Origin of the sequence: Paraburkholderia phenazinium, assembly GCF_900142845.1 — a bacterium.
Lineage (GTDB): Bacteria > Pseudomonadota > Gammaproteobacteria > Burkholderiales > Burkholderiaceae > Paraburkholderia > Paraburkholderia phenazinium_A.
The window spans coordinates 409,931-436,252 of sequence record NZ_FSRU01000002.1 but is presented as its reverse complement, the minus strand read 5'-3'; the positions used below and the strand labels follow the sequence as shown (position 1 = coordinate 436,252).

The following is a 26,322-nucleotide window of genomic DNA, read 5'->3' as shown; positions in this document are numbered from 1 at the left end:
CACGCCAGGCGCCGCAGCACAGCCGCCGGCAGGCGGCCCGCCTCGCGCGCTCAGCGCTTCTTGCGCGTCTGTGGCTTCGACGACGACGTGGACTTGGCCGAGGCGCCATGCTTCTTGGCCGCACCGCGTGCCGCGCGTGCTTCCTTGACTGCCAGCGTCGGCGCCGGTGCCGCCTTTTTACGGCGCGCACCCGCACCGCCTTCTGCCGGCGGCAGCGAGCGCACCCGCGCGCCGCCGGTTTCGGCGACGGCCTTGTCGGCGAGCGGCGCACGCGAGCCCGGCGACTTGATCGGCGTATCGCGCACCAGCCGGAAATCGATCTTGCGCGCATCCAGATCGACGCGGCTCACCTGCACGCGCACGCGGTCCGACAGACGATAGCGGATACCCGTGCGTTCGCCGCGCAGCTCGTTCTTGATCTCGTCGTACTGGAAGTAATCGGAGCCGAGTTCGGTGACGTGCACGAGGCCTTCGATGAAGAGCGCGTCGAGCTGCACGAAGATGCCGAACGACGTCACGCCGCTCACCATGCCGCCGTATTCTTCACCGAGCTTGTCGCGCATGAAGTAGCACTTGAGCCACGCTTCGACGTCGCGCGAGGCTTCGTCGGCACGGCGCTCGTTGGCCGAGCAATGCAGGCCGAGCTCTTCCCAGATCGCCACGTTGTTCGAACGCGTGCGGCCGCGCTTTTCGTCGTCGGCCTGCTGCATGGCGCGGGCACGCGGCGACAAGGCCGTGTTCAGATCGACGCCGTGCGGCGCCTCCGGCGTGTACTTGCGGCCCTGCAGGATCGCGTAGATCGCGCGGTGGGTCAGCAGATCGGGATAGCGGCGGATCGGGCTCGTAAAGTGCGCGTACGCTTCATAGGCGAGACCGAAGTGGCCGATGTTCTCGGGGCTGTAGACGGCCTGTTGCATCGAGCGCAGCAGCATGGTCTGCAGCATCTGCGCGTCGGGCCGGTCGCGAATGTGCGCCATCAGCGCGGCGTAGTCGCTCGCATGCGGCGAGTCGCCGCCGCCCAGCGTGAGGCCCATGCCGCGCAGGAAGGTGCGCAGGTTCTCGAGCTTCTCGGTCGTCGGCCCCGCGTGCACGCGGTACAGGCCCGGGTGCTTGTTGCGCTTCATGAAGTCGGCCGCGCAGACGTTGGCGGCCAGCATGCATTCTTCGATCAGCTTGTGCGCGTCGTTGCGAGTGCGCGGAATGATCTGCTCGATCTTGCCCTGCGCATTGCAGACGATGTAGGTCTCGGTAGTGTCGAAGTCGATCGCGCCGCGCTTTTGCCGGGCGGCGAACAGCGACTTGTAGACGCCGTACAGGTTCTGCAGTTGCGGCAGCAAGGCCGCGCGACGGGTCGCTTCGGGGCCCTTGGTGTTCTTCAGCACCGCGGCGACTTCGGTATAGGTCAGGCGCGCCGACGAATGCATCACGCCCGGATAGAACTGATACGCCTTGATCTCGCCGCGCGCGGTGATCACCATGTCGCACACCAGCACGCAGCGGTCGACGTGCGGATTCAGCGAACACAACCCGTTCGACAGCTTCTCCGGCAGCATGGGGATCACGCGGCGCGGGAAGTAGACCGAGGTGCTGCGCTCGATCGCATCGACGTCGAGGCCGCTCTTCGGATGCACGTAGTGCGAGACGTCGGCGATGGCGACGATCAGGCGGAAGCCCTCGCCCTTGCCGACCGCCACCGGTTCGCAGTACACCGCATCGTCGAAGTCGCGGGCGTCTTCGCCGTCGATCGTGACGAGCGGCACATCGCGCAGGTCGACGCGATGGCGGATGTCCGTGGGACGCACTTCGTCCGGCAGCCGCGCGGCGTCATCCAGCGCGGCCTGGCTGAACTCGTGCGGCACGCCGTACTTGCGCACGGCGATTTCGATTTCCATGCCCGGGTCGTCGATATCGCCCAGCACTTCCACGACGCGGCCGAGCGGCTGCGAATGGCGGCTCGGGAAATCCGTCAGTTCGACCACCACCACCTGGCCGACCTTCGCCTTCTTGGTGTTTTGCGTGATCAGAATGTCGTGGCCGATGCGCTTGTCTTCCGGCGCGACGATCAGGGCGCCGTTCTCGTTGAGCAGGCGGCCGATCACGCGCTTGTTGGCGCGGTCCGTGACTTCGACGATATGGCCTTCGGGCCGGCCGCGCCGGTCGTAGCCGACGATCCGCGCGAGCACGCGGTCGTTGTGCATGACCTTCTGCATCTCGCCGGTGGGCAGGAACAGGTCGTCCTGGCCGTCGTCGCGCACGAGAAACCCGTAGCCATCGCGGTGGCCCTGCACGCGGCCGCCGACGAAATTGGAGGGATGCGTAAGCTGGTAATGATTGCGCTGATCGAGCCGGATCTGGCCATCGCGCTCCATTGCCGCCAGACGCTTGAAAAATCCTTCGCGCTCCTGGCGCTTGATCGACAAGGCTTCGGCGATGTCGTTCGCTGCAAGCGGCGCTTCACTCGTGCGTAGCACGCCGAGGATTTCTTCGCGGCTCGGAATCGGGTACGGATATTTGCTCAAGGGCTTGTCGATGATTTTTTCTCGTTGCATGGACGTCGGTCGGCGTAATGACGCGGCTCTGTTGCACCTGCGATTGACTGCTCGGGTCTGGCTCGTTCAAGGCTGAGTCCGACGGGCTTGTGCACCGTGCCAACGAACTACTGCGAGGCATTCTAACACCCGTATTGCGCGCCACGCGCCGCGTCAACAGGCGCTCAGCGGCACAATCGGCGCGCCTTTGGCGGCTTTCCCGAAATGCTTGACAGGCCTGAATCTGTCGCTATAATGGCGGTCTCTGCTGTACAGACACCTGCCCAGGTGGCGAAATTGGTAGACGCACTAGGTTCAGGTCCTAGCGGTGGCAACACTGTGGAGGTTCGAGTCCTCTCTTGGGCACCAGATTCAAAAGTAAAGCCGCTTCCGAGCGGCTTTACTTTTTATGTAAGGCTCTGCTGTGGGTTCGAACGTGTTTCGAACAGATGGCGGAGTATCGGCAGGGCGGGAAGTCAATATCGAACTCGATTCGATGCATGAAGATCCGAACGGTTTAATGAAGCGATTGTTGAAGTCCCCATTGACACGCTAAATCATCCCGTTAAAATAGCGGTCTAGCTTGAAGACGTGCCCAGGTGGCGGAATTGGTAGACGCACTAGGTTCAGGTCCTAGCGGTGGCAACATCGTGGAGGTTCGAGTCCTCTCCTGGGCACCACCCCTCTTCAGGCAAAAACGAAACACCCCGCAAGGCGATGAGCATGCGGGGTTTTTTGTTTTCTACGGTCCGTGCCCGGTTGGTCCAAGCCAAACTCCCGGGTACTTGCATCCGTCGCTGCAGTGCTGCAGCGAGTGCATGGCGCTGATATTGCGTAAATTGATCCCGCGCGAGTCAGTGCCTCCGCGTCTCCTCCTCGCGCCTCCTCCTCAATTCCCCCCCACGGTATTTCGCGCCAGCGCCGCACCCGCAGGCTTGGCCACCGGCGTCGCGCTCGTCGCACTGCGCGCGGCCCACGCCTTCGCCAGCAACTTGAAGGTCGACACCGAACCGGCCACTGCAAACAGAATCGGAATAAGGAAGTCGTGATTCACGCGGGTGAATTCGACGATCAGCACGACGGCGGTCAACGGCATCTGCATCGAGGCGGCAAGAAAAGCCGCCGCGCCGACAACCGCAAACGCGCCCGACGACGTCCCCGGCCAGATCAGATTCCACACCCCACCGAGCACGATTGCGAGCAGCGCGCCGTTGGCGATGCCCGGCGTGAGCAGGCCGCCTTCGGCGCCCGCGCGCAGGCTGCCCGCCGTGATGGCCACCTTGAGCACCAGCAGCACCGCCGCAAGTCCAATGGTCAGTTCGCTATTGAACGACAGACCGGCCGGCCCCTTGCCGTTGCCCAGCAACTGCGGGAACGCAATCGCGAGTCCACCGATGATGGCGAAATTGAGCAGCGCCAGAACCGGCAGCCGCCAGTCCTTCGGCGCCTGCGCCCGGGCGCGTGTGGTCAACTGCGTGAAGCCCCACGCCGCCACGCCGAAAACCGGACCGCACAACGCCGACCACACGACCAGTGGCGTGCTCAGCATCAACGGCGAGACCGTGTATTGATGCTCGTTGCCGAGACCCATCCACGCGACGATCGCGGCAATCGCCGAGGTCGCCACCGCCGGCACCAGCGCCGCCCAGCCGAACGTGCCCAGCAGCACTTCGAGCACGAACACCGCGCCGCCGAGCGGTACGTTGTACACCGCGGCGAGACCCGCACCGGCGCCGCACGCCACCATGATGCGGCTTTCGGCGGCGGACAGCCCCGCGCGATGCGATAGCCAGCCGGCCCACACCGAGCCGATTTCGCGCGGCGCCACTTCGCGGCCGAGCGGCGAGCCCAGCGCGACCGTCACGATTTGCAGCACCGCATGCACAACCGTGCTGACCACGGGCATGCGCGGATCGTCCGACTTCACCGCTTTCTTGATACTGACGAGCGGCCGTCCAAAACGATACAGCGCCCACCAGCCGAGACCGGCGACCAGCCCGCAGATCACCAGCACCAGCACGCGCCGCTCGGGTGACGCGCCACTCACGCCGTCCAGAAAGCTCTCGCTGCTGATGACGTGGTCGATGCTGTAGCCGTACGCGACGTGCTGGATCCAGTGCAGCAACAACGCCAGCAGCATGCCGCCGAGACCCGCGCCGACGCCGGTCAGCAGCGTAACGGCAATGAACACGGTGAGCGGGCTACGCTCGGAGGTCACGGGCTCGCGAGGAGTCGATCGGGTGGGCGTGGTGAGCGGCATGATGGCGGGCGATGGAGGCTAATTTCAGGATTACGCCATGTTATGGCGCACAGCATCATGAGGCAAATTGATTTTTCGACTCGACTGATGCATTAGCTGCATATATGGCGCGCCTGCTACGGCCGCGCTTGCAGCCTCGACCACGATATGTCGCCAGCAAGTCAATATCCGCCATTTTCTCCGCCAATTACTTTCAAATTGCTTATATCAAAGCCTTTTATCGCCTGCGATTTATACGCGTTGCCCAACGCACATAGTAGACGTTCCGGTACTGCTAGATTTCCCCGTAACAATTGCATGCAGCACGACTAGCGTGGTGCAGCACGGTCTTCGAACCGGAAGAGAACGCACGAGAGACTGGATTTGAAAGCAGATTGTCAGCCATTCAATGGCGTGCTGCTTTTCCCCTCCGCCGGACGGCATTCGACACGCGGGTCGAATTTCGCAGGTCAAAACAGAGAGCGTAAATTTAAAAATGAAACCGAAACATTTGAGTTATGCGCTGCTGTTTCTGGCGTTGATGACCTATCTCTGGATGACCTGCTCATTCATGCCTTTTCCGGCAGATTTCGAAGATAGCTACATCATGCATCGCTATGCGCAGAACGGCGTCGATGGCTTCATGTTCGAATGGAACCGGGACTCCGCGCCGGTGCAGGGCACCACCGGAATCGCCTGGGTCACGCTGGTCACCCTGGTGGCGCGCCTGACCCGCTTCAACGTCATCGCCGTCAATTCGTACACGGGTCTGATTTTCGCCCTCCTGACGCTGCTGGTGGTGTACGCCGCGACGCTGCGCAACTTCAACCGGAATAACCGCTGGGTGGCGGTATGCGCCCTGATTCCGATCATTTCGAGCCCGTATTTTACGAGGACCTCGGCGAATGGACTTGAAACCTCCATCACACTATTTTTCGTGGCGCTTTCCATTTATCTGCTGCGGTTTTGTCGCGGCTCGTTCAAGGAAGCCATTGGGCTCGGCTTATTCTCCGGATTCACCGCATTGATCAGACCGGATTTGCCTTTATTTCCCATTTCGCTATTCGTCATTGCTTTCGCACTCAATTCGGAAGGCAATACCCTGCGGATCAGGAATGGGCTCGCGTTGCTAATGGGCGCGCTCGTGACAGGGGTCCTCTCGTTATTTCTGGCGAAAATCGCTACGGGCACGGCATTGCCGTTGTCGGCCAGCCTGAAGTTTGCGCTCAGCGACCTGTTGCTCGGGCGCCTGCCTCTGTCGCAATACAATTTCATCCTCGGTTCCCAACTGGGATTTCTCAGCTATTTGCTGCCGTTGATCCTGCTGGCGCTGATTCCCATGATCGCGCTCGACCTGCAGGAATCGAAGAAATACCTCCCCGTCTACGGCGCCTGTGCGGTCTACTTTGCCTATCTGTGTTCCGTCCTGCCCATCATGGACGTTGCCTACCGCTTTCAACTGCCTTTGCTGATCGGGCTTTCGTTTGCGATCGTCCATTTCTTCGACCTCATCGTGAAAGCCGGTGTCCCTGCGAGACGTGCCCATATCCTGATCTTTTCGATCGGGCTGCTTCTGGCCATCGGCAATACCACCCTGCTGTTTGCCGGCAAACGGGAAGCGCAGATGCTCAGAGTCGACCATACGGATTTCGCGGATATCGGCAAGGAACTGGGCACCATCGACGGCATCAGCATTGCCTCGCCCGAAGCCGGCAAACTGGCCGCCTATTCGGGCAAGAAATTCTTCGACACGCTCGGCCTCAATGACTTCTTCGTGGCGAACAACCGGAACAAGCCGGACTACCCCGTCCTGCTGGAGAATTACCTGCGCAACGATTTCGGCATGCCGGATGTGTACGTTCGAAAATCGGATACCGGAGATAGCCGCTACACCTTTCTCGAGATTCTCCCCGACTTCAAGACGCTCTATGTCTGCAACAGCGCCGCCAACGCCGATCGCATCGGCAAGGTGGTGTGTGTCGCCCGATCGGGAAGCCATGTGAATGCCATCGTCGCGAACCTGGCGGCGTCGGGTGTCGAAATCGACACCAAACAATAGCATTACGCCTTACAAACAATTCAATAACACCTCCGCAGCATTCATTACATATAGCCGACAATCGGTCCTCCATCTCGCCGTCCGCGCCGTCCGCACTTAGGGACATGTACTGAGAAAGCGCATTTCAAGCATGCAGACGCTTAACGGTCGGCGTACACTCCCCCGAAGCCCGCTCCACGGGGCGTGCGGGTCGCAAAGCGGCCCGCCGTAAGGCACGGGTTGTTCGGAGACTTGGAGAAAAAACACATGAGTTGGACTCGGGAACAGAAAAACGTCACGATTGCGGCGTACCTGGGATGGACACTGGACGCATTCGATTTCTTTCTAATGGTGTTCATATTGAAAGATATCGCGAGCGAATTCGGTACCGACGTGAAGACCGTCGCCTTTGGGATCACGTTGAGTCTCATGATGCGCCCGGTCGGCGCGCTCATTTTTGGCTGGCTCGCCGATAAATTCGGCCGCCGCCCCACGCTGATGGTCAACATCGCGTGCTATTCGCTGCTCGAACTGTTATCGGGTTTCTCGCCTAACCTCACCACCCTGCTCGTGCTGCGCGCGTTGTTCGGTATCGCCATGGGCGGCGAATGGGGTGTCGGCGGCGCACTGACCATGGAAACCGTGCCGGCCAAATCGCGCGGCATCGTCTCCGGTCTGCTGCAAGCCGGCTATCCAAGCGGCTATCTGCTCGCCTCGGTGGTATTCGGGGTGCTGTACCAGTACATCGGCTGGCGCGGCATGTTCATGGTCGGCGTGCTGCCCGCGCTGCTGGTCCTCTATGTGCGCGCGCATGTGCCTGAGTCGCCGGCATTCAAGACACTGGAAAAGCGCGCACGGCCGGGGCTGCTGGCCACGCTGAAGAAGAACGTCACATTGTCGATCTACGCGATCGTCCTGATGACCGCGTTCAATTTCTTCTCGCACGGCTCGCAGGACCTGTACCCCACCTTCCTGCGCGAACAGCATCACTTCGATGCGCATACGGTCTCGCTGATTTCCATCGTGCTGAATATCGGCGCCATCTGCGGCGGGCTGTTCTTCGGCTTCCTGTCGGAGAAGATCGGCCGCAAGCGCGCCATCTTTATCGCTGCGCTGATCGCCCTGCCGGTGCTGCCGGTGTGGGCCTTTTCGACCACGCCGGTGCTGCTCGCAGTGGGCGCCTTCCTGATGCAGATCTCGGTGCAAGGCGCATGGGGTGTGATCCCGGTGCATCTGAACGAAATCTCGCCGGATGAAATCCGCGCCACGTTCCCGGGCCTCGTGTACCAGCTCGGCAACCTGTTCGCCTCGGTCAACGCGCCGCTGCAAGCAGGCCTCGCCGAGCAGCACGGCAACAACTATGCGATGGTGATGGCGGTGGTCATCGGCATCGTGGCCGTGGTAATTGCGGTACTGATTCCGTTTAGTCGTGAACGTCGAGGCATAGATATGACACAATCTGCCAAAGAGGTCGCCGCGGTTTAAAGCGGCCTGACGCGGATTCAACCCCGCAGCACGAACGCGAGCAGTACGAAATACATACAGGCGGCCACAGGCCGCCACGCCAGGCAGTAATGACGAGGCCGTTCCGATTTCGATCGGAACGGCCTTTTTTATTCGGCGCCCGAAATGTTTTGATGCAATGCAGCGGTGCCTTTTTAGAGGAGTCAGTCCACACAGAGCCCTTGCCCGATGATCCAGATTCTTCTTATCCTGAAAAAAACGCGCGTTTCAAATGCGCATTTGAATCGCTTGTTTGCGGCCGGGTGACCGGCAATTGGGAGACGCAACATGGCAGTTCGCACGACAGGCCGGCATACCGGCGACACGAAGTCACGCATCCTCGACGCCGCAGAAGCGCTTTTTATCGAATGCGGCTATGAGGCCATGTCGTTGCGCCAGATCACCTCGCGTGCCGAGGTCAATCTCGCAGCGGTCAACTATCACTTCGGCAGTAAGGAAGCGCTGATTCACGCGATGCTCGCGCGCCGCCTCGATCATCTCAACCAGGAACGGGTCAAGCTGCTCGATCGCTTCGATGCGATGCTCGGCCCGCGGCTCACCTGCGAACACGTGCTCGGCGCGATGTTCATTCCGGCGTTGCGCCTCTCGCGCGACCCGCGGGTGGGCGGCAAAGCGTTCCTGCGACTGCTCGGGCGCGCTTACACCGATCCGTCGTCGTTCATTCGCGACTTCCTGAACGGGCACTACGCACTGGTGGCCGAGCGCTTCTTCGATGCGTTCCAGCGCGCGCTGCCGCATCTGCCGCGCGACGAACTCGGCTGGCGTCTGCACTTCGCCATCGGCGCGCTGTCCGGCGTACTGGCCGGCACGGACACCGACAGCCTCATCACGGAGTTCTCGCAGGGCAAGTCGATGAACGATCTGCAACTGATCGCACGGCTTGCGTCGCTGATGGTGGCAGCGCTCAAGGCGCCGCTGCCCGACGCCAACCAGTTGGCCGCTTTCGCGGCCGTGCTGGGCGACGCCACCGACGGTACGGCCGACGGTCAGGACAGTGCTTGCGGCGGCCTGTCCGGCGCCGAGGCGAGCGCCGCGGCGTCCAACGTTCAGTCGCACGAACCGGAGCGTCACGGCGGTATCGGCAGCGGCTCGGTGCCCTTGCGGCACCTCGCACACGGCGCAGCCTGAACCGGGCGTGCCTGGGTGGCTTAGAGGTTGCCACCCAGGCACCGCGGTGCACCTGGCACCGCACGTGCTGTCAAACAATCAAGGCGAGCCTTCCGCATCCAGCGGAAGCGTCCGCACGCACCATGAAAACAGGAGGAAGGGTTATGTCGTGGTTCTTCTTAGTGCTGATCATCGCCGCTGCGGCGCTCGTCTACGTTCAGGCTCGCGCCTCATGGTGGCTCGCCTTCCTGATCGTCTGGGTCGCGGCCGCGCATCTGAGCGGCGCGGCAGGACCGCTCGCCACCGCCCTCCTCGCTATCGTCCTTGTATTGCCTGCGCTGGTTCTGACGCTTAGGCCGCTGCGCCGCGCGTGGCTCGCCAGGCCCGTGCTCGAAATCTTCCGCAAGATCCTGCCTGAGATGTCGCCGACCGAGCGCGATGCCATCGAAGCCGGCACGGTCTGGTGGGACGCCGCCTTATTCTCGGGACGTCCGCATTGGGACACGTTGCTCGGGCACGGTCCCGCCAGGCTCACGGCGGAAGAACAGTCGTTTCTCGATGTCGAATGCCAGCACCTGTGCGATCTCGCCAACGACTGGGAAACCACCGCCGTATGGCAAGACCTCTCGCCGAAGACCTGGCAATACATCAAGGAGCGCGGCTTCCTCGGCATGATCATTCCGAAGCAGTATGGCGGCAAGCAGTTCTCCGCCTACGCGCATTCGCAGGTCATCATGAAGCTCGCCACGCGCTGCTCGGCGGCGGCGGTCTCGGTGATGGTGCCGAACTCGCTCGGCCCGGCCGAGTTGCTGATGCACTACGGCACCGAAGAACAGAAGAACTACTATCTGCCGCGTCTCGCGCGCGGCGTGGAGATCCCCTGCTTCGCGCTGACGAGCCCCTATGCCGGCTCGGATGCCGCGGCGATTCCCGATGTCGGCATCGTCTGCCAGGGCAGCTTCGAAGGCCGCGAGACGCTCGGCTTTCGCGTGACGTGGGACAAGCGCTACATCACGCTGGGACCGATTGCGACCGTGCTAGGCCTCGCGTTTCGCGCGCTCGATCCCGATCATCTGCTCGGCTCCGCGGACGAGCCCGGCATTACCTGCGCACTGATTCCCACCTCGCACCCCGGCGTGAACATCGGCCGCCGTCACTGGCCGCTCAACGCGGTGTTCCAGAACGGTCCGAATTCGGGCAAGGACGTGTTCATCCCGCTCGACTGGGTGATCGGCGGACGCGCGCAAGTGGGCAACGGCTGGCGCATGCTGATGGAGTGTCTCGCTGCCGGCCGGGCTATTTCGCTGCCGTCGTCGAACGTGGGCATGGCGAAGATCGCCGTGCGCGGCACCGGCGCGTATGCCGCCGTGCGGCGCCAGTTCCGCACCGCCGTCGGCAAGTTCGAAGGCGTGCAGGAAGCGCTTGGCCGCATGGGCGGCAACCTGTACGTGATGGACGCGGCGCGGCGGCTCTCCGCGCATGCGGTCGACCTTGGCGAAAAGCCCTCGGTGATCTCCGCGATCGCGAAGTATCACATCACCGAGCGGGCCCGCAAGGTCATCAACGACGGCATGGATGTCGCCGCCGGCAAGGGCATCTGCATGGGCCCGTCGAACTTCCTCGCGCGCGCTTATCAACAGGTGCCGATTGCGATCACCGTCGAAGGCGCCAACATTCTGACGCGCTGCCTGATCATCTTCGGCCAGGGGGCGATCCGTTGCCATCCGTATGTGCTGAAGGAAATGGCCGCGACGCGCGAAGCCGATCGCGGCAAAGCCCTGCGCGATTTCGACGAGGCGTTCTTCGGCCATGTCAGCTTTACGCTGTCGAACGTGGTGCGCAGTTTCGTCTACGGCATCACGGCCGGCGCCTTCATCCGCCAACCGCAGCGCGCCTATGCGCCGCTCCTGCCGTACTACCGCGCGGCGACACGCATCTCCACCGTGTTCGCGCTGCTCGCCGATGTCTCGATGTTCGTGCTGGGCGGCGATCTGAAACGGCGCGAGCGGATTTCCGCGCGCCTCGGCGACGTGCTGTCGCAGCTCTACCTGATCTCCGCGACGCTCAAGCGCTTCGAGGACGAAGGCCGTCAGGAAAGCGATCTGCCGCTCGTGCGCTGGGGTGTCGAGGATGCGTTGCATCAGGCGCAGGAAGCCATCGACGGCGTGCTCGTCAACTATCCGAACCGGCTAGCGGCGGGTCTCGTGCGGGTGCTGGCGTTTCCGTTCGGCCTGCCGCATCGCGCGCCGTCGGACCACCTCGGCGGCGCGATTGCCGAGTTGATGCAAACGCCGGGCGCCGCGCGCGAGCGGCTCGTGTCCGATTCGTATGTGCCGCACCCGGACGTCGATCCGCTCGGCTACGGCGAACTGCTGTTCGCGCTCAATCCGCGCATCAATGCGATCGACCAGAAACTGCGCGAGGCGGTCAAGCAAGGCTTGCTCACACCGATGCCGCAAAGCCTCGCGCACCTCGCCGCGTGGACGGAGCAAGCGCAACAGCAGGGCCTGATCGACGCCGACGAGCGCCAGGTGCTCGACGACTATGCGCGCTATGGCGCCGAGGTGGTGAAGGTCGACGACTTCGCGCCCGACTTCGGCATGCTCGAGGATCTGCAACAGCGCAAGGAGGCGCTCGAAAAAGCGATGCAGCTTGCGGCCTGAGTGTCGCGCCGTGCACACTGAGGCAAGGCCGCCGTGCATACTGAGGCAAACCCTTGAGACGCCCCTGATGCACCCTTTGATGCACCCCTGAAACCCTACGACGCAACCCCGACCGGCCAGCGGAGCAACCGACGATGAAAGACACCTACCTGAACTTCGTCAACTCGCCGTTCGGCGCGCGCCTCGCGCATTCGATCGGCTTGCCGAAGCCCGAGGTATTGCGCCGCTATCGCGCGGATCAGCCCGAGTTCGACGGGCTCGTCGCGATCGGTGCGGGGCGCGAGCCGCATCTGCTCGATGCGCTGGCGGGTGTGATCGCACGCAGCGGCTTCACTAGCGTCGCACATGAAAGCGCCGGCCTGTGGATACCGCTCGCCGCGCGCCACGCTCTGATGACAGGCCGCTTCGAGCCGGCCGACGCCGGGCCGCACGGACGGCTCGCCGCGCTGATCTTCGACGCGAGCGGCATCGAAGACAGCAGCCAGCTCGATAGCCTGTTCGCGTTCTTCCACGACACGCTGCGCTCGCTCGGCAAGTGCGGGCGAATTGTTGTATTGGGGAGGCCGCCCGAGGCCTGCGCGAGTCCGCGGCAATGGACCGCGCAACGGGCGCTCGAAGGACTGACGCGCTCGCTAGGCAAGGAAGCGCGGCGCGGGATCACGGCCAATCTGGTGTATGTCGCGCAAGGTGCCGAAGACGAGGCCGAAGCGACATTGCGCTTCTTTCTGTCGCCGCGTTCGGCTTATGTCTCGGGGCAGGCGGTGCGGATTGGCGCGCATGGTCATGCGGACCCGGATGCCACCGCCGGCGCCGGTGCAGTTGCTGCCTCTGGCACAACCACCCTCAACTGGTCCCAACCGCTCGCCGGCAAACGCGCCGTCGTCACAGGCGCGGCACGCGGCATCGGCGCGGCCATCGCCAACGCGCTCGCCGCCGAAGGCGCGCATGTGATCGGCATCGATATCCCATCCGCCCGCGAAGCGTTAGAGACGACGATCCGGCCGCTCGCCGGCACCGCCCTCGCCTTCGATATCGCCGCGCCCGAAACGCCCGCGCAAATCGCCGCCGCACTCGACGAACTCGGTGTCGACATTGTCGTGCACAACGCGGGCATCACCAAAGACAAGACCATCGCGCGCATGACCGAGGCCGCGTGGCACAGCGTGATCGACATCAACCTGTCCGCGCAGGAACGCCTCGACGAGGCCTTGCTCGCCGCCGGCACGCTGCGCGACGGTGGCCGCATCGTCTGCGTATCGTCGATCAGCGGCATCGCCGGCAACCTGGGCCAGACCAACTATGCGGCCTCGAAGGCCGGCGTGATCGGCCGCGTGCAAAGCATGGCGGCGCAGCTCGCCGCACGGCGCATTACGATTAACGCCGTCGCACCGGGGTTCATCGAAACCCAGATGACCGCGAAGATTCCGCTGGCGATCCGCGAAGCCGGCCGCCGCATGAATTCGATGAGCCAGGGCGGCCAGCCGGCGGATGTAGCCCAGACCATCGCATGGCTCGCGCATCCCGGTTGCGCGGGCATCACCGGCCAGGTGGTGCGCGTGTGCGGCCAAAGCCTGATCGGAGCATGAGCATGGGCGAGCCCTCCGGCATCGGTCAAGCCTACGGCGCGGCGCGCCCCCGCACCGTGGTGGTCGAACAGTTGCCCGCGCCCGCCAGGCTGTATGCGCGCGCCTTGTCCGGCGTGATCAAGCGCGGCCGCCCCTCGCAGTTGCCCGCGCTGCGCCTCGTGCGTCCCGCGGCGCCGCTCGAACCCGCGGCCATCGAACGCTACGCGCGCGTCTGCGGCTTTATCCCGGAGCACGGCGTGCCGCTGACCTTTCCGCATCTGCTCGCCTTCCCGCTGCATCTGCTGATGCTGACCGACCCCGCCTTCCCGTGGCCCGCGCTCGGCCTCGTGCACCTCGCCAATCATGTGCGCATGCGACGCCCGCTCGCGTACAACGAAGTGCTGCGCGTCGAGGTCGAATTCGGCGCCTTGCTGCGTCATGACAAGGGCCAGGCGTTCGTGCTGCACACGCGCCTGTATCGACGCGGCGAAGCCGTATGGGACGGCGACAGCGTGTATCTGAAGCGCGGCGCCGCGCCGGTGGGCGACCCGCTGGCCGCGCTCGAAATCGAACGCGGCGCGTTGCAGCGCGTGGCGCGCTGGCAGCTTCCCGCGCAACTCGGGCGCGACTACGCACACGCGTCCGGCGACTACAACCCGATTCACCTGACGACACTGTCCGCCAAGGCGTTCGGCTTTCCGCGCGCGATTGCCCACGGCATGTGGACCCTCGCACGCGCGGCCGCCGCGCTGCAACCGCCCAAGCCGCTCGCCGAAGCGGTAATCAGCGCCGAGTTCAAGCTGCCGATGCTGCTGCCCGGCGACGCGTCGTTATGGACCAACATCCCCGCAACGGCCGCGGCAGCGATCGCCGCGACGACCACGCGCGAACTCGAAGTGCGCGACGCGGCCGGCGACAAACCGCATTTGCGCGGCCGGTTTCAGTGGACCACGCTATGAACCCACGCCCCTTCACGAGCTGGCGCGCGCCTCCGTTCATCCCGTAACGCACGACGCCAAAGCACCCACCCTCAACCCGCCTCGCCCTCAAAGGAGTCACGCATGTCCCACCCGCTTCCCGCTGTGCGGCGCGTCGCCATCATCGGCGGCAACCGGATTCCGTTTGCGCGTTCGAACACGGCCTACGCGAACGCGTCGAATCAGGACATGCTGACCTTCACGCTGCAGGGCTTGATCGACCGCTTCAACCTGCACGGCGAGCGTCTCGGCGAAGTGGCGGCGGGCGCGGTCATCAAGCATTCGCGCGACTTCAACCTCACGCGCGAATCCGTGCTCTCGACCACCCTCGCGAAAGAAACCCCCGCCTACGACGTGCAGCAGGCCTGCGGCACCGGTCTCGAAGCGGCCATTCTGGTAGCCAACAAGATCGCCCTCGGGCAGACCGAAGCGGGCATCGCAGGCGGCGTCGATACGACCTCGGACGCGCCGATCGGCGTCAACGAGCGGATGCGCAAGATCCTGCTCGAAGCGAATCGCGGCAAGACCGCCGGCCAGCGCGTCGGCGCGCTGACCAAGCTGCGGCCGGGCATGTTCTTCAAGCCGCTGTTGCCGCGCAACGGCGAACCGCGCACCGGCCTGTCGATGGGCGAACACTGCGAACTGATGGCCAAGCGCTGGGCAATCGCGCGCGAAGCCCAGGACGAACTGGCCTACGAAAGCCATCGCAAGCTCGCCGATGCCTACACACGCGGCTTCCTCAACGACCTGATGACGCCATACCGCGGCCTCGCGCGCGACAACAACCTGCGCGCCGACCTGACGCTGGAGAAGCTCGCGGGCCTGAAGCCCGTATTCGACCGCGACGCCGGCACGCTGACCGCCGGCAATTCCACGCCGCTCACCGACGGCGCCTCAGCCGTCCTGCTCGCCAGCGAGGCGTGGGCCGCCGCTCATGGTCTGCCGGTGCTCGCGTACCTCACCTGGTCGGAAACGGCCGCGGTCGATTTCTTCGACAGGAAAGAAGGCCTGCTGATGGCGCCGGCCTACGCCGTGCCGCGCATGCTGGCGCGTGCCGGCCTGACCCTGCAGGACTTCGATCTTTACGAAATTCACGAGGCGTTCGCGGCCCAGGTGCTGTGCACGCTCACCGCCTGGCAGGACGACGAGTATTGCCGCACGCAACTTGGCCTTGCGGGTCCGCTCGGCGCCATCGATCGTGCAAAACTGAATGTCAACGGCAGTTCGCTCGCCACCGGGCATCCGTTTGCCGCGACCGGCGGACGGATCGTCGCCGGTCTCGCGAAGATGCTGGCGCAACTCGACAAACCCGCCGGCACCGCGCGCGGCCTGATTTCGATTTGCGCCGCGGGCGGCCAGGGGGTCGTCGCGATACTTGAGCGCTAGCGCGCCAGCGGTATTTTTTATGCGTCATCGCAGCATCGATACAGCAGCATATAAACAGACACAGACGAAGCGTTGCGCTTCAGGAGACATGCAATGAACCAGCCTACCCAATCGGCGCCGATTCCATCCGTCGAAGCCAAACCGGCGCCGCGTGCGCCGAACACCGACGGCATCTGGTACGCCTCGTATCCGCCTGACGTGCCGCACGAAATCGACGTGCGGCAGTACGAGTCGATCGTGCAGTTCTTCGACGAATGCACTGCACAGTTCCGCGAGCGGGTCGCCTATGTGAGCGTCGGCGCCAACCTGACCTATGGCGAGCTGGCGCGCAAGGCCACCGCCTTCGCGGCGTATCTGCAGAGCATCGGTGTCAAACCGGGCGAGCGCGTCGCCATCATGCTGCCGAATACGTTCCAGTATCCGGTTGCATTGTTCGGCATCCTGAAAGCCGGCGCGGTGGTGGTCAACGTGAACCCGCTCTACACGGTGCGCGAACTCGCGCACCAGTTGAAGGACAGCGGTGCGCAGACCATCATCGTGTTCGAGAACTTCGCGAAGACCGTCGAAGATGCGTTGCCGGGCACGCGCGTGCAGAACGTGATCGTCACCGGTCTCGGCGACCTGCTCGCCGACGGGCTGAACCTGAAAGGACGGATGCTCAATTTCGTGCTGCGGCACGTGAAAAAGATGGTGCCGAAGTATCATTTGCCGAAGGCCGTGCGTCTGCTCGATGCGCTCGCCACCGGGTACAACCGGCCGCTGACGCCAGTGCGCCTGACGCATGGCGACCTCGCGTTCCTGCAATACACGGGCGGCACCACCGGCGTCGCCAAGGGTGCGATGCTCACGCACCAGAACATCATCGCCAACCTGCTGCAGGCCAAGGTGTGGTCGCAGGGGCAACTGACCGGCGACATCGAAACCGTGCTCACGCCGTTGCCGCTTTATCACATCTATTCGCTCACTGTGAATGCGATGATCTTCATGGGACTGGGTGGGCGCAACATCCTGATCGCCAATCCGCGCGACACAAAGCGCGTGATGATGATCATCCGTCACGAGAAATTCACCGGCATCACGGCGGTCAACACGCTCTACAACGCGTTCCTCGAAAACGAAGAGTTCAGGAAGCGCGACTTCTCGGACCTGAAACTCGCGATGGCCGGCGGCATGGCCACGCAGAAGGCCGTCGCCGAACGCTTCAAGGCCGTCACCGGACAGCCGATTATCGAAGGGTATGGGCTCACGGAGTGCTCGCCGATCGTGTCGATGAATCCGGTCGACCTGAAAAACATGCGCGATTTCGAAGGCTCGATCGGCCTGCCCGCGCCTTCCACCCAGGTGCGCTTCAGGAAGGACGACGGTAGCTGCGCCAATATCGGCGAGCCGGGCGAATTGTGCGTCAAGGGTCCGCAGGTGATGAAGGGCTACTGGAACCGTCCCGACGAAACCGCCAAGGTCTTCGACGAGGACGGCTGGCTCGCCACCGGCGACATCGGCGTAATGGATTCGCGCGGCTTCATGCGGCTTATCGACCGCAAGAAGGACATGATTCTGGTGTCGGGCTTCAACGTCTACCCGAACGAGATCGAAGACGTGATCGCCATGCACCCCGACGTGCGCGAGGTGGCGGCCATCGGCATTCCCGATGTCGCGCAGGGCGAACGCGTCAAGGTGTTCGTCGTCTCGCGCAATCCGGCGCTCACCGCCGAGCAGGTCATCGAACACTGCCGCAAGAATCTGACCGGCTACAAGGTGCCGAAGGTGGTCGAGTTCCGCGACGAGCTGCCGCAAACCAACGTCGGAAAAATTCTGCGGCGTGCGCTGCGCGACGAGGAACTCGCCAAACAAAAGCCTGCCTGACAAGCAGCACCTATCGAGCACCCGTCGAACGGCGACAGTGCGGTCGGTTCCGCCGATTCTGGATCTGGAGGGCAATGAATGAAGCATCGTCTGTTCACGCGTTCGCAAGCTGCGCCGGCCTTCGTGCGCTTGAAGCGCTCAATGCGCCCGATGCGCTTTGGCAACCTGAACCTGTTGCGGCCGTGGCTCGCGGGCACGGTCCTCGCCTGTGCGTCGGCGGTCGCATTCGCGCAAGCCGGCTCGCAGCCGGCCAGTGTGGTCTCTGCTGCAGACGTAGCGGCAAACCCCGCGGCAAACCCCGCAGCCGACACCGAGGCCGCCAGCGCCGTGCAGGCGCCGTCCACGCCACCGGCGCAGGCGGGCAAGCTGACGCTCGACCAGCAGGTGCATTGGCTACGGCAAGCGCAGCAAAGCGGCGTGCTCGAGAAACTCGACGATGCGCAGCTCACGGCTCTCTTCCAGTCGCTCGATCCGCTTACGCTGCCGCGCTATATTCAGGAAGGGCCGAACGGCTATCCCTCGTATGAGTTCAGGATGTTGCGCTGGGAACGCATCAAGGGCGAGTGGCCGGACAAGCCCGATCACATGCTGGTGCGCATCGCCCACGATCCGCTGCGCATCTACGCCAGATGGCTGCCGGATGGCGCGCACGCCGGCCAGGAAATCATCTACGACGAATCCAGACGAACCGACGAAATGTACGGGCACCTCGGCGGCCTGCTCGGCGTCGTGCCCATCTGGACCTCGACGACCGGCGCGCTGGCCCGCGCACAGTCGAACCACCAGGTGCGCGACCTCGGCACCGGCTACATCGCCAACCAGTATCTCGCCGAGGGCAAGAAGTACGTCGAAGCCGGCGTGCCGCGCTCGACGCAGATCGCCGTGCAGACCATCGAAGGCGTGCGGGTCGTCACCTTCACGTACGAAACGCCGATCGGCCAGCCGCAGTTCTACGCGAAGAAGGAAACGCTCGGGCTCGATCTGCGCCATCCGTATTTCCGCACGGTCGAATCGTACGCGAACGACGGCAAGATCTTCGAGAAGATCGTGTTCGAAAGCGTCACGCCGAAGACCCTCGACGATGCGACCTTCGATCCGAAGAATCCGGCGTACAAGTTCTGAGCGACGTTGTTCTTCAGGCCCCGGACGTGCATCGTATGACGCGGGACCCGCGGGTCCCGCGCGTCGCCTTCGTGGCAGGTCCAAGCAGGAATGCCACTGGCGTGCGCCGGCCCGCGCATCGTTCGCAGCGGTGTTCGACCAGGCCCGTTGAACGCAACGCGAGTTCTCCAAGCACAAAGTAATCGGACGCACGCACGACGCCAATCACGAGACCGGGTGCCGCAGCGAGGCGCGGCGCCAGGGTCGTGTACCAGAGCGTGCCGATGTCGTTGCCGGCGTCGTGGTCGATTTCGAAGACGGCTATCCCCTGCGCGCGGCATCGTGAGAGAACGCGCGTGCCGATGCGAGGCTCGTGTCCACCAGCGCCATCGTATTGCGCGTCACGGCGGCGTGCGTCTGCGTCTGTGTCTGCGTCTGCGTCGTCCACGGCAACGCGCCGGTCGCCGCCGAAAGCCACGCACCGGTCATGATAAAAGCGCGTCTGTCCATGGGCTGTTTTCGGTTCTCTCAATCGCAAGTCAGAACATCATCGCCGTCCATCGCAACACACCACGCCCCGTCACGTATAACCGCGCCGATCGCGCCACGCTGCCGGCCACACGCCCTGTTTACCCGGCGACAGGATGCCGGCCGGGTCGAGCGCATCCTTGATCGTCTCCGACAAGCGCAGCAACGCACCGTCGTTGAAACTGTACTGCGCGGCCGCGAAATCCATATACGCCAGATGCGCCCGATATTCGCCGTAACCGGCCGCACGCGCATCGCTCATCAGCGCGCGCAGCAGATCGCCAGCCAGCTCCGCCTGCCCGGCGTTGTCGCGATCGAAAATGGCCGCAAAGATATGATTCAGATGGCGCGTGCCGGCCGTGAAGCCGCCGTAGTAATCGAAGCCGTATTCGGCGGCGCGGGCCTTCGCCATCGTGTACTGGCGCATCGCATCGCGCCCGGTCGCCGGACACACCGGCGAAAAATCGACGTGCGCGCCCGCGCCGCCGCGCCAGTCGAGCATCCGGAAGGCGCTCATGGCGGGAATGCCGGCCATGTTGCGATCGCCGCCGCCGGCGGGCTGCTCGTCGCCGCGATAGAGACGCGCGAGCAGCTTCGCCTGCGGCACCCGCGCGAACGCCTGTTGCACGATCGCGTAACGCGCGTCGATCAATTCGGGCGTACCGTATAGCGCGAAATGCAGATTCCACCGCCCCACTTCGAGCTTCTTCAGCATCGCCTCGATCGCCGGCTCCGGCATCGGTCCCGTCCCCTCGTACCATTGCGCCCGCGGCGTCAGGCCTGCCGCGCGGCGCAAGCCACCCTCGATCACGGCATTGTTGCGGATGGTTTCGTCCAGCCGCAGCGGCCGCAGAATCTCGACGATCGCTTCCAGATCCTCCTCGCGGCGAAACTGGATTTCGCCGAGCAGATACGCCGGCGGCGCAGGCATCAGCCACACGCCCATCTTCGTGACCACGCCGTAGTTCGACTGCATGAACATCGCATCGAACGACGGGCCGTAGCCCGGCTGAAACGCCTGCCATGACGTGCCGATCTCGATCGCCCCCATCCCCGTGCGCACGACCTCGCCATTGGCCAGCACCACTTCCATGCCGCACTGGCTGGCCGCATGATCGCCATAGGACGTATAGCCGAAACCGCGCTCCAGCGTATTGCCGATCACGCTGCCCCAACCGGCCGCCGGCGGATCGACCCACAAGCGATGACCGTTGTTGCGCAGGTACGCATACAGGTCGAAGTAACTGACGCCGGGTTCGACGAGGGCGTAAGCCAGCGTTTCGTTCACCTCAAGAATGCGGTTCATCCGCTGCAGATCGAGCACGACGGAACCCGTCAGCCGCGGCGCGGCGCCGCCGTACGCAAAGTTGCGGCCAGTGGAAACGGTCCAGAGCGGCATGCGGTACTGCGTGGCGATGCGCAACACGGCGCGGATAGCCTCGACCGAGTCCGGCCGCAGCGCGGCGGACGCGGCGAACGCCGCGGCCTGGCCCGGCGCAAACGGATCGCGATACGAGGCCAGTTCGGACCCGGACGACACCACATGCTGCTCGCCCAGCACCGCGCTCCATGCGGCGAGCGCCCGGTCGAACTGCGCTTGCGAAACGTTCGGCGGCAAGATACGTGTCAAGGCGACTCCTTTGACTGCGACGGCCGGGGGACGGCCACCCGGAGTGCGGCCGCGCTCAACGATGCATCCCGCCCCCACCGCCCCAGCCGCCATGCATTCCGCCGCTGCCCTGCCAGGTGCCGGCACCCCCGTGCCAGCCGCCCGTGCGCACCCGCGCGCCGTACGACGCACGGCTGAAATGCACATAACCGATCGGATAGCGATGATGAAAGCGGTCGACGAAAACAAACGTCCCGCCGAATCCGACTGAAACGACACCGCCCCAATACCATGGATCGTAGTACGGATAGACCGGCGCCGGATACAGCGCCACGGTATTGTCGGCGCCCTGCACGATCTGCCAGGTGCCGTCCGGTTGCTGGCACGCGAGGCCTGTGATCTGCTGCATCGTGCCGTCGATCTCGGCCTCACCCGCGATCGTCTGGCACGGCGGCGCGGCATTCGCCACGCTGTCCGCGGCGGACTGCGCCGCCACCGGCGCCGCACACGCCAGACACAGGCATAGTACGGTGCAGCGCCCTTTGATATTACGCATGATTCGTCTCGCCCGACGGTCCGGCGTCGCAACCGCCCACGCGGTTGTCACCGTGAAGACCCCATCGTTTGCCTCGCATCCGTCCGCTCCGCCGTCTGCGTGAAAACGCAGCAGCAGCACGGACCCGCACTATCTAAACGAGGCGCCGCACCGCACTATTCCGGCTGCGCGTCAGTCACACGACGCGTGTGCGTTACAGCATGTTTCAGCGCGCGACATACCCGGCAGAATCCGGGCAGCACGCTGACGGGGACCTACTGCCAGGACTCCGGCTTGCCGCCGAGCGCGCTGCACACGTCAATGGCCATCGTGCGCAGCTTGCCCTCCGAGATCGGCCCGGATAACGCATAGCCCATGTGATCGCTGACCCAGTAGAAGGTGCGGCGATTGCCGTCGCGAAACAGACGGAAGGCGGTTTCGTCGTCGGGAATGCCGGTCACGTAGAGCGTGAGCCGCGAACCCGTGGGATTCTCGTACATGAACTGCGCCGCCGGCCCCGCTTCGCCCGGCAGCAGACGTCCGCCCACCAGCGAATAGCCGTACTCCTGCAACGACGGCACCGAGAGCGGCCGGTTCAGGCGTTTGGACAACCAGGTAATCAGATGTTGTTCCTCGCTCGCGGCAACCTCGACCGGATGGCGCTGCTCCGGCGTATAGACGGCGTAGGCGATGTCGGCGCGTTGCGCGAGGCCCATCGGATCATGGCCGATCAAGCCGCCCGAGAGGCGCGGCGCGAGCGGCCCTAACACCAGCGCGAGACCCGCGCCGGCAACGAGCCAGCACGCGGCGAGGCCGGCACGCCGCCACCATGGCACCGGCGCACGCAACACGATGAACGACGGCTCGTGAGCGAGCGGCGCTCCGCACAAGGCCTTGAGCGCCGCCTTCTGCGCGCGCCACGCCGCCACCTGCGCGGCGGCCTGCGGATCGCGCGCGAGATGCTCGAGCACGACGGCGTCCGCCTCGTCCGGCAACTCGCGGTCGACGAACGCCGACAGCGCCTCCGGGTCAGGCGGCTTGGGCACAGCGGGATCGTGGTCGTTGTGGCTCATCACGGATTTCTCACTACTTTGAGCGGCGCGGATTTGCGCGTCGGCCCTTCGATCAGAAGCACACGCATGTGCTCGCGCGCACGCGACAAACGCGACATCACCGTGCCGACCGGCACGCTGAGCGCAACCGATGCTTCCTGATAAGTCAGCTCCTCCACGCAAACGAGCAGCAGCACTTCGCGCTGCTCGAGCGGCAGGCAGTACAACGCCCGTTGCAGATCGCGCAGCACGAGGCCGTCGACTTCTCCCGGCGGCGCTTCCAGATTGCGCCACGGTGCGCTCTCTTCGTCAACCGCGATCTCGCGGCGGGCCCGCAGCTGGTCGATGTAGAGATGGCGCAGAATCGTCAGCAGCCACGCCCGCAGATTGCTGTTAGGACGAAACGCGGCCCAGCGCGCCAAGGCGCGCTCCGCGGTGTCCTGCACCAGATCGTCCGCCCATGCGGAATCGCCCGTCAGTGCGCGCGCATAGCGACGCAACTGCGGGAGCCATGAAATCACTTCCGCTTCGAACTTCACGCGGCGAACGCGACGCGCGGGCGGTCAGTAACCGCCGGTGCTGCTGGTCGAGCCGGTGCTGCTGTTGCTGGAACCGGAGTCGCCGGGCGAGGTGCAGCCGGTGACGGCGAGTGACGCCAAACCGAGCGCCACGAGCATGCATGCAGTCGAAAAAATACGGAATAATTTCATAGAATGTCTCCTGGAGGCGCTCGGCGTCGCCGGCGTGGCGTATTGCCGCGCAGCGGGCGCAGCAAGCCGTCGCAGCCTGCGTGTCCGGCAGCTCGCCCAACGTGGGCCGCCAGACAGTGCGAAGCCGAATTGCAGCCCACGATATGTGCGCTGCTATAAGGGATAAACGTACCCAGGAGAGGTTTTATTCCGCGCCCTTACAGATATCTCTGACCCCGGCGCTGAACGGTCAGCATTTGTCGGCCAGATCCCTAGCCAGATTCGTAACTCAACGTTACGAGGGCCAGTTATCAGATGCTTCCAGGCGCGCAAGCCGTTATAGTGGACCCACATCGCTCCCCCCCGCGCGCTTTTCCCCGAAAAGGGTAGAATCGCGGCGAGCAACTGTCCTTCTTACCTGACTTGTCCATGGCATCCGCAGAATCGCATCCGCAAAACGACTTCATGAACGCAGCGCGCAAAGAACGAAAGCGCGTCGAAATCTATCTTGTCAATGGCATTCGCCTGACGGGATGCATCGAGTCGTTCGATCAATACCTGGTGATGCTGCGCACGCCGGTCGGCTTGCAAGGCATCTACAAGCGCGCCATCTCCACCGTCCAGCTGGATACCGGCACCCGGCCCGCGCCGCGCGCCGGCCGGCCGTCGCACGGCGAACACACCACGCGGGGCCCGCATGGTTCGCGCGAACCGCGTGAGCATCGCGAGCCGCGTGAACCCCGTGAACCGCGCGAGTCGTACGGCGCCCAGCCGCCTGCCGAACGTACGCCGTCATCCGAGCGCACGCCGTCGGACGGTCCGGTGGTCGTCACGCGCCGCCGGCGCCTGTTCGGCACCGGCAATGGCAATGGCGACGGGAATGGCCACGGTAACGGCGGCGGCAACAACAACGGCCACGAATAAGGCCTGGAAGCGCGGCGGGCTACTCCACCGGGTCGCCCAGCCGCTGCAGGATCTGTTCGATACGCACCCCCTGCTGGTGCGTCAGTTCGTAGGCGGCTTTCACCGCCAGCACGCGGCGCCGCCAGTAGTCGGCGCTGAACATGCGGACCATCGGTTGCCGCGTGGCCCAGTCAAGATGTTCCAGTTCCGCCTCCACGACGTGTGACGCGTTAAAGCGTTGCGCCTGCCGCGACCCGTTCGATTCCATAGCTGCGCCACCTCGTCTCGTTGCCGCCCGGCGGCGGCCCGTACAGGCCATCTCCCGCGACACACCCAAGACGAGTCAATCACCGTCAATTTCAAGGAATTTTGTGGCGTCGTGTGGCTCGGCGCGGCATGCGCGCAGGCAGGGGTGCGAGCGGCGGCAGGATTGCGCTATCCTGACTGCTCGATACCCTATGCGGAGGACCCCATGACCAAGCCGAAGCCCCACGCGCCGCCCCCCGGTGAAACGGCCGAAGACCGTCTCGACGAGGCCCTCGACGAAACCTTCCCCGCCAGCGACCCGATCGCCGTCGATCCGACCGAACGGCCGCATCCCGACAAGGCGCCGCGCTCGCCCGCCAAAGAAAAGAAACATCCGTAGACGCATTACCTGAACGACACGCTACGTCACACCACGCGGTGTGACGTAGCTTGACCGTAGCAGGCACGCCGACCCCTGCCCGCTCCCGCCAGAAGGAACGACAGCATGCCCAGCGACACCCCCCGCCCGCTCGCCCCCACCTCTGCGCGCTACCTGCGCGAACGCGACGGACACGAAGCCCGTGTCACCAACGTCGAACTGTTCTTCGACCTGATCTACGCGTTTGCGGTTACGCAACTCTCGCATCGACTGGTGCACAACCTGACTGCATTCGGAGCGCTGGAGACGCTGGTGCTCTGGTTCGCGGTCTGGCTCGGCTGGCAGTACACCTGCTGGGTGACGAACTGGTTCAACCCCGAGCGCATCCAGGTGCGGCTATTGCTGTTCGGCGTGATGGTGATCGGCATGGTAATGGCCGCGAGCCTGCCGCTTGCCTATGGCGAGCGCGGGCTCGTCTTTGCGATCAGTTACGTGGCGATCCAGGTGGGCCGCAGCCTCGTGGTGCTGGGGTTTCTCGGCCGCCATCATGCGCTTACTGCAAACTTTCGCCGCATCTGCGGATGGCTCGCAATCTCGGGCATCGCGTGGATCGCGGGCGGCCTGCTGGACGGGCTGCCGCGCTTCGCCTGCTGGAGCGTGGCGGTGCTGTGCGAGTACATTTCGCCGATGTTCGGCTTCCCGTTGCCCGTGCTCGGCCGCTCGGGCGCCGCCGACTGGCGCAGCACCGAGGGCGGCCATATCGCCGAACGCTGTCAGGCCTTCGTGATCCTCGGGCTCGGCGAGTCGGTGGTCGTGACGGGCGGCACGCTCTCGGATCTGGGCACGTGGAGCGCGCCGTCGATCATTGCGTTTCTGGTCTGTTTTGCCGGCAGCGTCGCCATGTGGTGGGTCTACTTCGACACCAGCAGCAGCGCCGGCAGCCGCGCTATCGCGCGCGCCCGCGAGCCTGGTCTGATGGCGGCGTATTTCCACTACGTGCACGTGATCCTGGTGGCCGGCGTGATCGTGTCGGCGGCCGCCGACGATCTCGTGATCCTGCATCCGCCCGAGCACATCGACTGGCCGACGGCCTGGCTGCTGCTCGGCGGTCCGGCGATCTACATCGCGGGCAATGGACTGTACAAGCGCGTCGTCTACGGCTGGTTTCCGCTGTCGCACTGGATCGGGCTTGGACTCCTCGCGCTCGTCGCGCCGTTCGCGTTCCACACCGATCTGCTGATGACGGGCGGCCTCACCACCGTCGTGATGATCGTGGTGGCCGCGTGGGAAAGCGTCTCGCGGCGCAGGTCGGCGCAAGCCGAGGGACCGCTCGGCGCGGAGTAGCCGAACTCGCTGGAAACGACAAAACCTCGCGCGGCGAACCGGGCGA

At 64.4% G+C, this 26,322-nt stretch carries 21 protein-coding genes and 2 tRNA genes; 14 read left to right on the top strand and 9 right to left on the bottom strand.

Annotated features, from left to right (window positions below; genetic code table 11):
- Window positions 1-50: 50 nt before the first annotated feature.
- Window positions 51-2,549, bottom strand: coding sequence for a ribonuclease R (gene rnr / locus BUS12_RS18995; RefSeq protein ID WP_074298240.1), 2,499 nt, complete (start codon window positions 2,547-2,549; stop codon window positions 51-53).
- Window positions 2,550-2,810: 261 nt separating this feature from the next.
- Between rnr and BUS12_RS18990 the strand changes: the two genes are divergently transcribed.
- Window positions 2,811-2,897 (top strand) — tRNA-Leu (locus BUS12_RS18990).
- A 224-nt stretch (window positions 2,898-3,121) separates the two neighbouring features.
- Window positions 3,122-3,208: transfer RNA gene (locus BUS12_RS18985), tRNA-Leu, on the top strand.
- Window positions 3,209-3,417: 209 nt separating this feature from the next.
- Here the strand turns inward: BUS12_RS18985 and BUS12_RS18980 are convergent.
- Window positions 3,418-4,788: a chloride channel protein gene (locus BUS12_RS18980; protein ID WP_083640517.1), complete on the bottom strand. Its 1,371-nt coding sequence runs from the start codon at window positions 4,786-4,788 to the stop codon at window positions 3,418-3,420.
- A 388-nt stretch (window positions 4,789-5,176) separates the two neighbouring features.
- On the opposite strand from BUS12_RS18980, the gene BUS12_RS18975 reads away from it, so the two are divergent.
- The 9 genes from BUS12_RS18975 to BUS12_RS18935 all read left to right on the top strand — a co-directional run bounded on the left by BUS12_RS18975 (window position 5,177) and on the right by BUS12_RS18935 (window position 19,012).
- A complete protein-coding gene (locus BUS12_RS18975; protein ID WP_143788401.1) occupies window positions 5,177-6,826 on the top strand; it encodes a hypothetical protein in 1,650 nt (549 codons plus the stop codon).
- 246 nt (window positions 6,827-7,072) lie between these two features.
- Window positions 7,073-8,290: an MFS transporter gene (locus tag BUS12_RS18970; protein WP_074298234.1), complete on the top strand. Its 1,218-nt coding sequence runs from the start codon at window positions 7,073-7,075 to the stop codon at window positions 8,288-8,290.
- Between the two features lie 306 nt (window positions 8,291-8,596).
- Window positions 8,597-9,457 (top strand): TetR/AcrR family transcriptional regulator, encoded by an 861-nt coding sequence (locus BUS12_RS18965; protein ID WP_074298232.1) that lies wholly within the window; start codon window positions 8,597-8,599, stop codon window positions 9,455-9,457.
- Between the two features lie 143 nt (window positions 9,458-9,600).
- Complete coding sequence (locus BUS12_RS18960; RefSeq protein ID WP_074298230.1) at window positions 9,601-12,099, top strand: acyl-CoA dehydrogenase; 2,499 nt, start codon at window positions 9,601-9,603, stop codon at window positions 12,097-12,099.
- A gap of 134 nt (window positions 12,100-12,233) precedes the next feature.
- Window positions 12,234-13,685: a 3-oxoacyl-ACP reductase gene (locus BUS12_RS18955; RefSeq protein WP_074298228.1), complete on the top strand. Its 1,452-nt coding sequence runs from the start codon at window positions 12,234-12,236 to the stop codon at window positions 13,683-13,685.
- 2 nt (window positions 13,686-13,687) lie between these two features.
- Window positions 13,688-14,623 (top strand): MaoC/PaaZ C-terminal domain-containing protein, encoded by a 936-nt coding sequence (locus BUS12_RS18950; protein WP_437123875.1) that lies wholly within the window; start codon window positions 13,688-13,690, stop codon window positions 14,621-14,623.
- Window positions 14,624-14,725: 102 nt separating this feature from the next.
- Window positions 14,726-16,027 (top strand): acetyl-CoA C-acetyltransferase, encoded by a 1,302-nt coding sequence (locus tag BUS12_RS18945; RefSeq protein WP_074298225.1) that lies wholly within the window; start codon window positions 14,726-14,728, stop codon window positions 16,025-16,027.
- 93 nt (window positions 16,028-16,120) lie between these two features.
- Complete coding sequence (locus tag BUS12_RS18940; RefSeq protein WP_074298223.1) at window positions 16,121-17,890, top strand: AMP-binding protein; 1,770 nt, start codon at window positions 16,121-16,123, stop codon at window positions 17,888-17,890.
- Window positions 17,891-17,968: 78 nt separating this feature from the next.
- Complete coding sequence (locus tag BUS12_RS18935) at window positions 17,969-19,012, top strand: DUF1571 domain-containing protein (protein ID WP_074298221.1); 1,044 nt, start codon at window positions 17,969-17,971, stop codon at window positions 19,010-19,012.
- Window positions 19,013-19,312: 300 nt separating this feature from the next.
- Here BUS12_RS18935 and BUS12_RS39120 read toward each other — a convergent pair whose 3' ends face one another.
- From BUS12_RS39120 to BUS12_RS38825, 6 genes are all read right to left on the bottom strand, one after another.
- Entirely contained in the window at window positions 19,313-19,501 is a 189-nt protein-coding gene (locus BUS12_RS39120) for a hypothetical protein (RefSeq protein WP_074298219.1), read from the bottom strand.
- A 70-nt stretch (window positions 19,502-19,571) separates the two neighbouring features.
- A complete protein-coding gene (locus BUS12_RS18925) occupies window positions 19,572-21,149 on the bottom strand; it encodes an FAD-binding oxidoreductase (RefSeq protein WP_074298217.1) in 1,578 nt (525 codons plus the stop codon).
- 55 nt (window positions 21,150-21,204) lie between these two features.
- Entirely contained in the window at window positions 21,205-21,684 is a 480-nt protein-coding gene (locus tag BUS12_RS18920; protein WP_074298215.1) for a hypothetical protein, read from the bottom strand.
- 254 nt (window positions 21,685-21,938) lie between these two features.
- Complete coding sequence (locus BUS12_RS18915) at window positions 21,939-22,736, bottom strand: anti-sigma factor family protein (RefSeq protein WP_074298213.1); 798 nt, start codon at window positions 22,734-22,736, stop codon at window positions 21,939-21,941.
- Window positions 22,736-23,254 carry a sigma-70 family RNA polymerase sigma factor gene (locus BUS12_RS18910; RefSeq protein WP_074298211.1) on the bottom strand — a complete coding sequence of 173 codons (519 nt, stop codon included), beginning with the start codon at window positions 23,252-23,254 and terminating at the stop codon, window positions 22,736-22,738. The genes BUS12_RS18915 and BUS12_RS18910 overlap by 1 nt, the downstream gene beginning before the upstream one ends.
- 24 nt (window positions 23,255-23,278) lie before the next feature.
- Window positions 23,279-23,425, bottom strand: coding sequence for a hypothetical protein (locus BUS12_RS38825; RefSeq protein ID WP_171991681.1), 147 nt, complete (start codon window positions 23,423-23,425; stop codon window positions 23,279-23,281).
- A 408-nt stretch (window positions 23,426-23,833) separates the two neighbouring features.
- On the opposite strand from BUS12_RS38825, the gene hfq reads away from it, so the two are divergent.
- The gene (gene hfq / locus BUS12_RS18905; protein ID WP_074298209.1) at window positions 23,834-24,328 is read left to right on the top strand and encodes an RNA chaperone Hfq; all 495 of its coding nucleotides are present in this window, start codon (window positions 23,834-23,836) and stop codon (window positions 24,326-24,328) included.
- A gap of 19 nt (window positions 24,329-24,347) precedes the next feature.
- On the opposite strand, the gene BUS12_RS18900 is transcribed toward hfq, so the two are convergent.
- On the bottom strand, window positions 24,348-24,575 hold the full coding sequence (locus BUS12_RS18900) for a hypothetical protein (RefSeq protein WP_074298208.1): 228 nt from the start codon (window positions 24,573-24,575) through the stop codon (window positions 24,348-24,350).
- A 204-nt stretch (window positions 24,576-24,779) separates the two neighbouring features.
- Here BUS12_RS18900 and BUS12_RS38820 point away from each other — a divergent pair, with 204 nt between their 5' ends.
- Window positions 24,780-24,953 carry a hypothetical protein gene (locus BUS12_RS38820; RefSeq protein ID WP_171991680.1) on the top strand — a complete coding sequence of 58 codons (174 nt, stop codon included), beginning with the start codon at window positions 24,780-24,782 and terminating at the stop codon, window positions 24,951-24,953.
- Between the two features lie 105 nt (window positions 24,954-25,058).
- Window positions 25,059-26,276, top strand: a complete 1,218-nt coding sequence (locus BUS12_RS18895; RefSeq protein ID WP_074298206.1) for a low temperature requirement protein A — start codon at window positions 25,059-25,061, stop codon at window positions 26,274-26,276.
- The last annotated feature ends 46 nt before the right edge of the window (window positions 26,277-26,322 follow it).

Excerpts from the sequence above, each read along its gene's own strand:
- BUS12_RS38825 (WP_171991681.1), bottom strand. The coding sequence starts at position 23,425 with ATGAAATTATTCCGTATTTTTTCGACTGCATGCATGCTCGTGGCGCTC.
- BUS12_RS18915 (WP_074298213.1), bottom strand. The coding sequence starts at position 22,736 with ATGAGCCACAACGACCACGATCCCGCTGTGCCCAAGCCGCCTGACCCG.
- BUS12_RS18920 (WP_074298215.1), bottom strand. The coding sequence starts at position 21,684 with ATGCGTAATATCAAAGGGCGCTGCACCGTACTATGCCTGTGTCTGGCG.
- hfq (WP_074298209.1), top strand. The coding sequence starts at position 23,834 with ATGGCATCCGCAGAATCGCATCCGCAAAACGACTTCATGAACGCAGCG.
- BUS12_RS38820 (WP_171991680.1), top strand. The coding sequence starts at position 24,780 with ATGACCAAGCCGAAGCCCCACGCGCCGCCCCCCGGTGAAACGGCCGAA.
- BUS12_RS18950 (WP_437123875.1), top strand. The coding sequence starts at position 13,688 with ATGGGCGAGCCCTCCGGCATCGGTCAAGCCTACGGCGCGGCGCGCCCC.
- BUS12_RS18975 (WP_143788401.1), top strand. The coding sequence starts at position 5,177 with ATGGCGTGCTGCTTTTCCCCTCCGCCGGACGGCATTCGACACGCGGGT.
- rnr (WP_074298240.1), bottom strand. The coding sequence starts at position 2,549 with ATGCAACGAGAAAAAATCATCGACAAGCCCTTGAGCAAATATCCGTAC.
- BUS12_RS18900 (WP_074298208.1), bottom strand. The coding sequence starts at position 24,575 with ATGGAATCGAACGGGTCGCGGCAGGCGCAACGCTTTAACGCGTCACAC.
- BUS12_RS18895 (WP_074298206.1), top strand. The coding sequence starts at position 25,059 with ATGCCCAGCGACACCCCCCGCCCGCTCGCCCCCACCTCTGCGCGCTAC.
- BUS12_RS18955 (WP_074298228.1), top strand. The coding sequence starts at position 12,234 with ATGAAAGACACCTACCTGAACTTCGTCAACTCGCCGTTCGGCGCGCGC.
- BUS12_RS18960 (WP_074298230.1), top strand. The coding sequence starts at position 9,601 with ATGTCGTGGTTCTTCTTAGTGCTGATCATCGCCGCTGCGGCGCTCGTC.
- BUS12_RS18980 (WP_083640517.1), bottom strand. The coding sequence starts at position 4,788 with ATGCCGCTCACCACGCCCACCCGATCGACTCCTCGCGAGCCCGTGACC.
- BUS12_RS18965 (WP_074298232.1), top strand. The coding sequence starts at position 8,597 with ATGGCAGTTCGCACGACAGGCCGGCATACCGGCGACACGAAGTCACGC.
- BUS12_RS18935 (WP_074298221.1), top strand. The coding sequence starts at position 17,969 with ATGAAGCATCGTCTGTTCACGCGTTCGCAAGCTGCGCCGGCCTTCGTG.
- BUS12_RS39120 (WP_074298219.1), bottom strand. The coding sequence starts at position 19,501 with ATGGACAGACGCGCTTTTATCATGACCGGTGCGTGGCTTTCGGCGGCG.
- BUS12_RS18970 (WP_074298234.1), top strand. The coding sequence starts at position 7,073 with ATGAGTTGGACTCGGGAACAGAAAAACGTCACGATTGCGGCGTACCTG.
- BUS12_RS18940 (WP_074298223.1), top strand. The coding sequence starts at position 16,121 with ATGAACCAGCCTACCCAATCGGCGCCGATTCCATCCGTCGAAGCCAAA.
- BUS12_RS18945 (WP_074298225.1), top strand. The coding sequence starts at position 14,726 with ATGTCCCACCCGCTTCCCGCTGTGCGGCGCGTCGCCATCATCGGCGGC.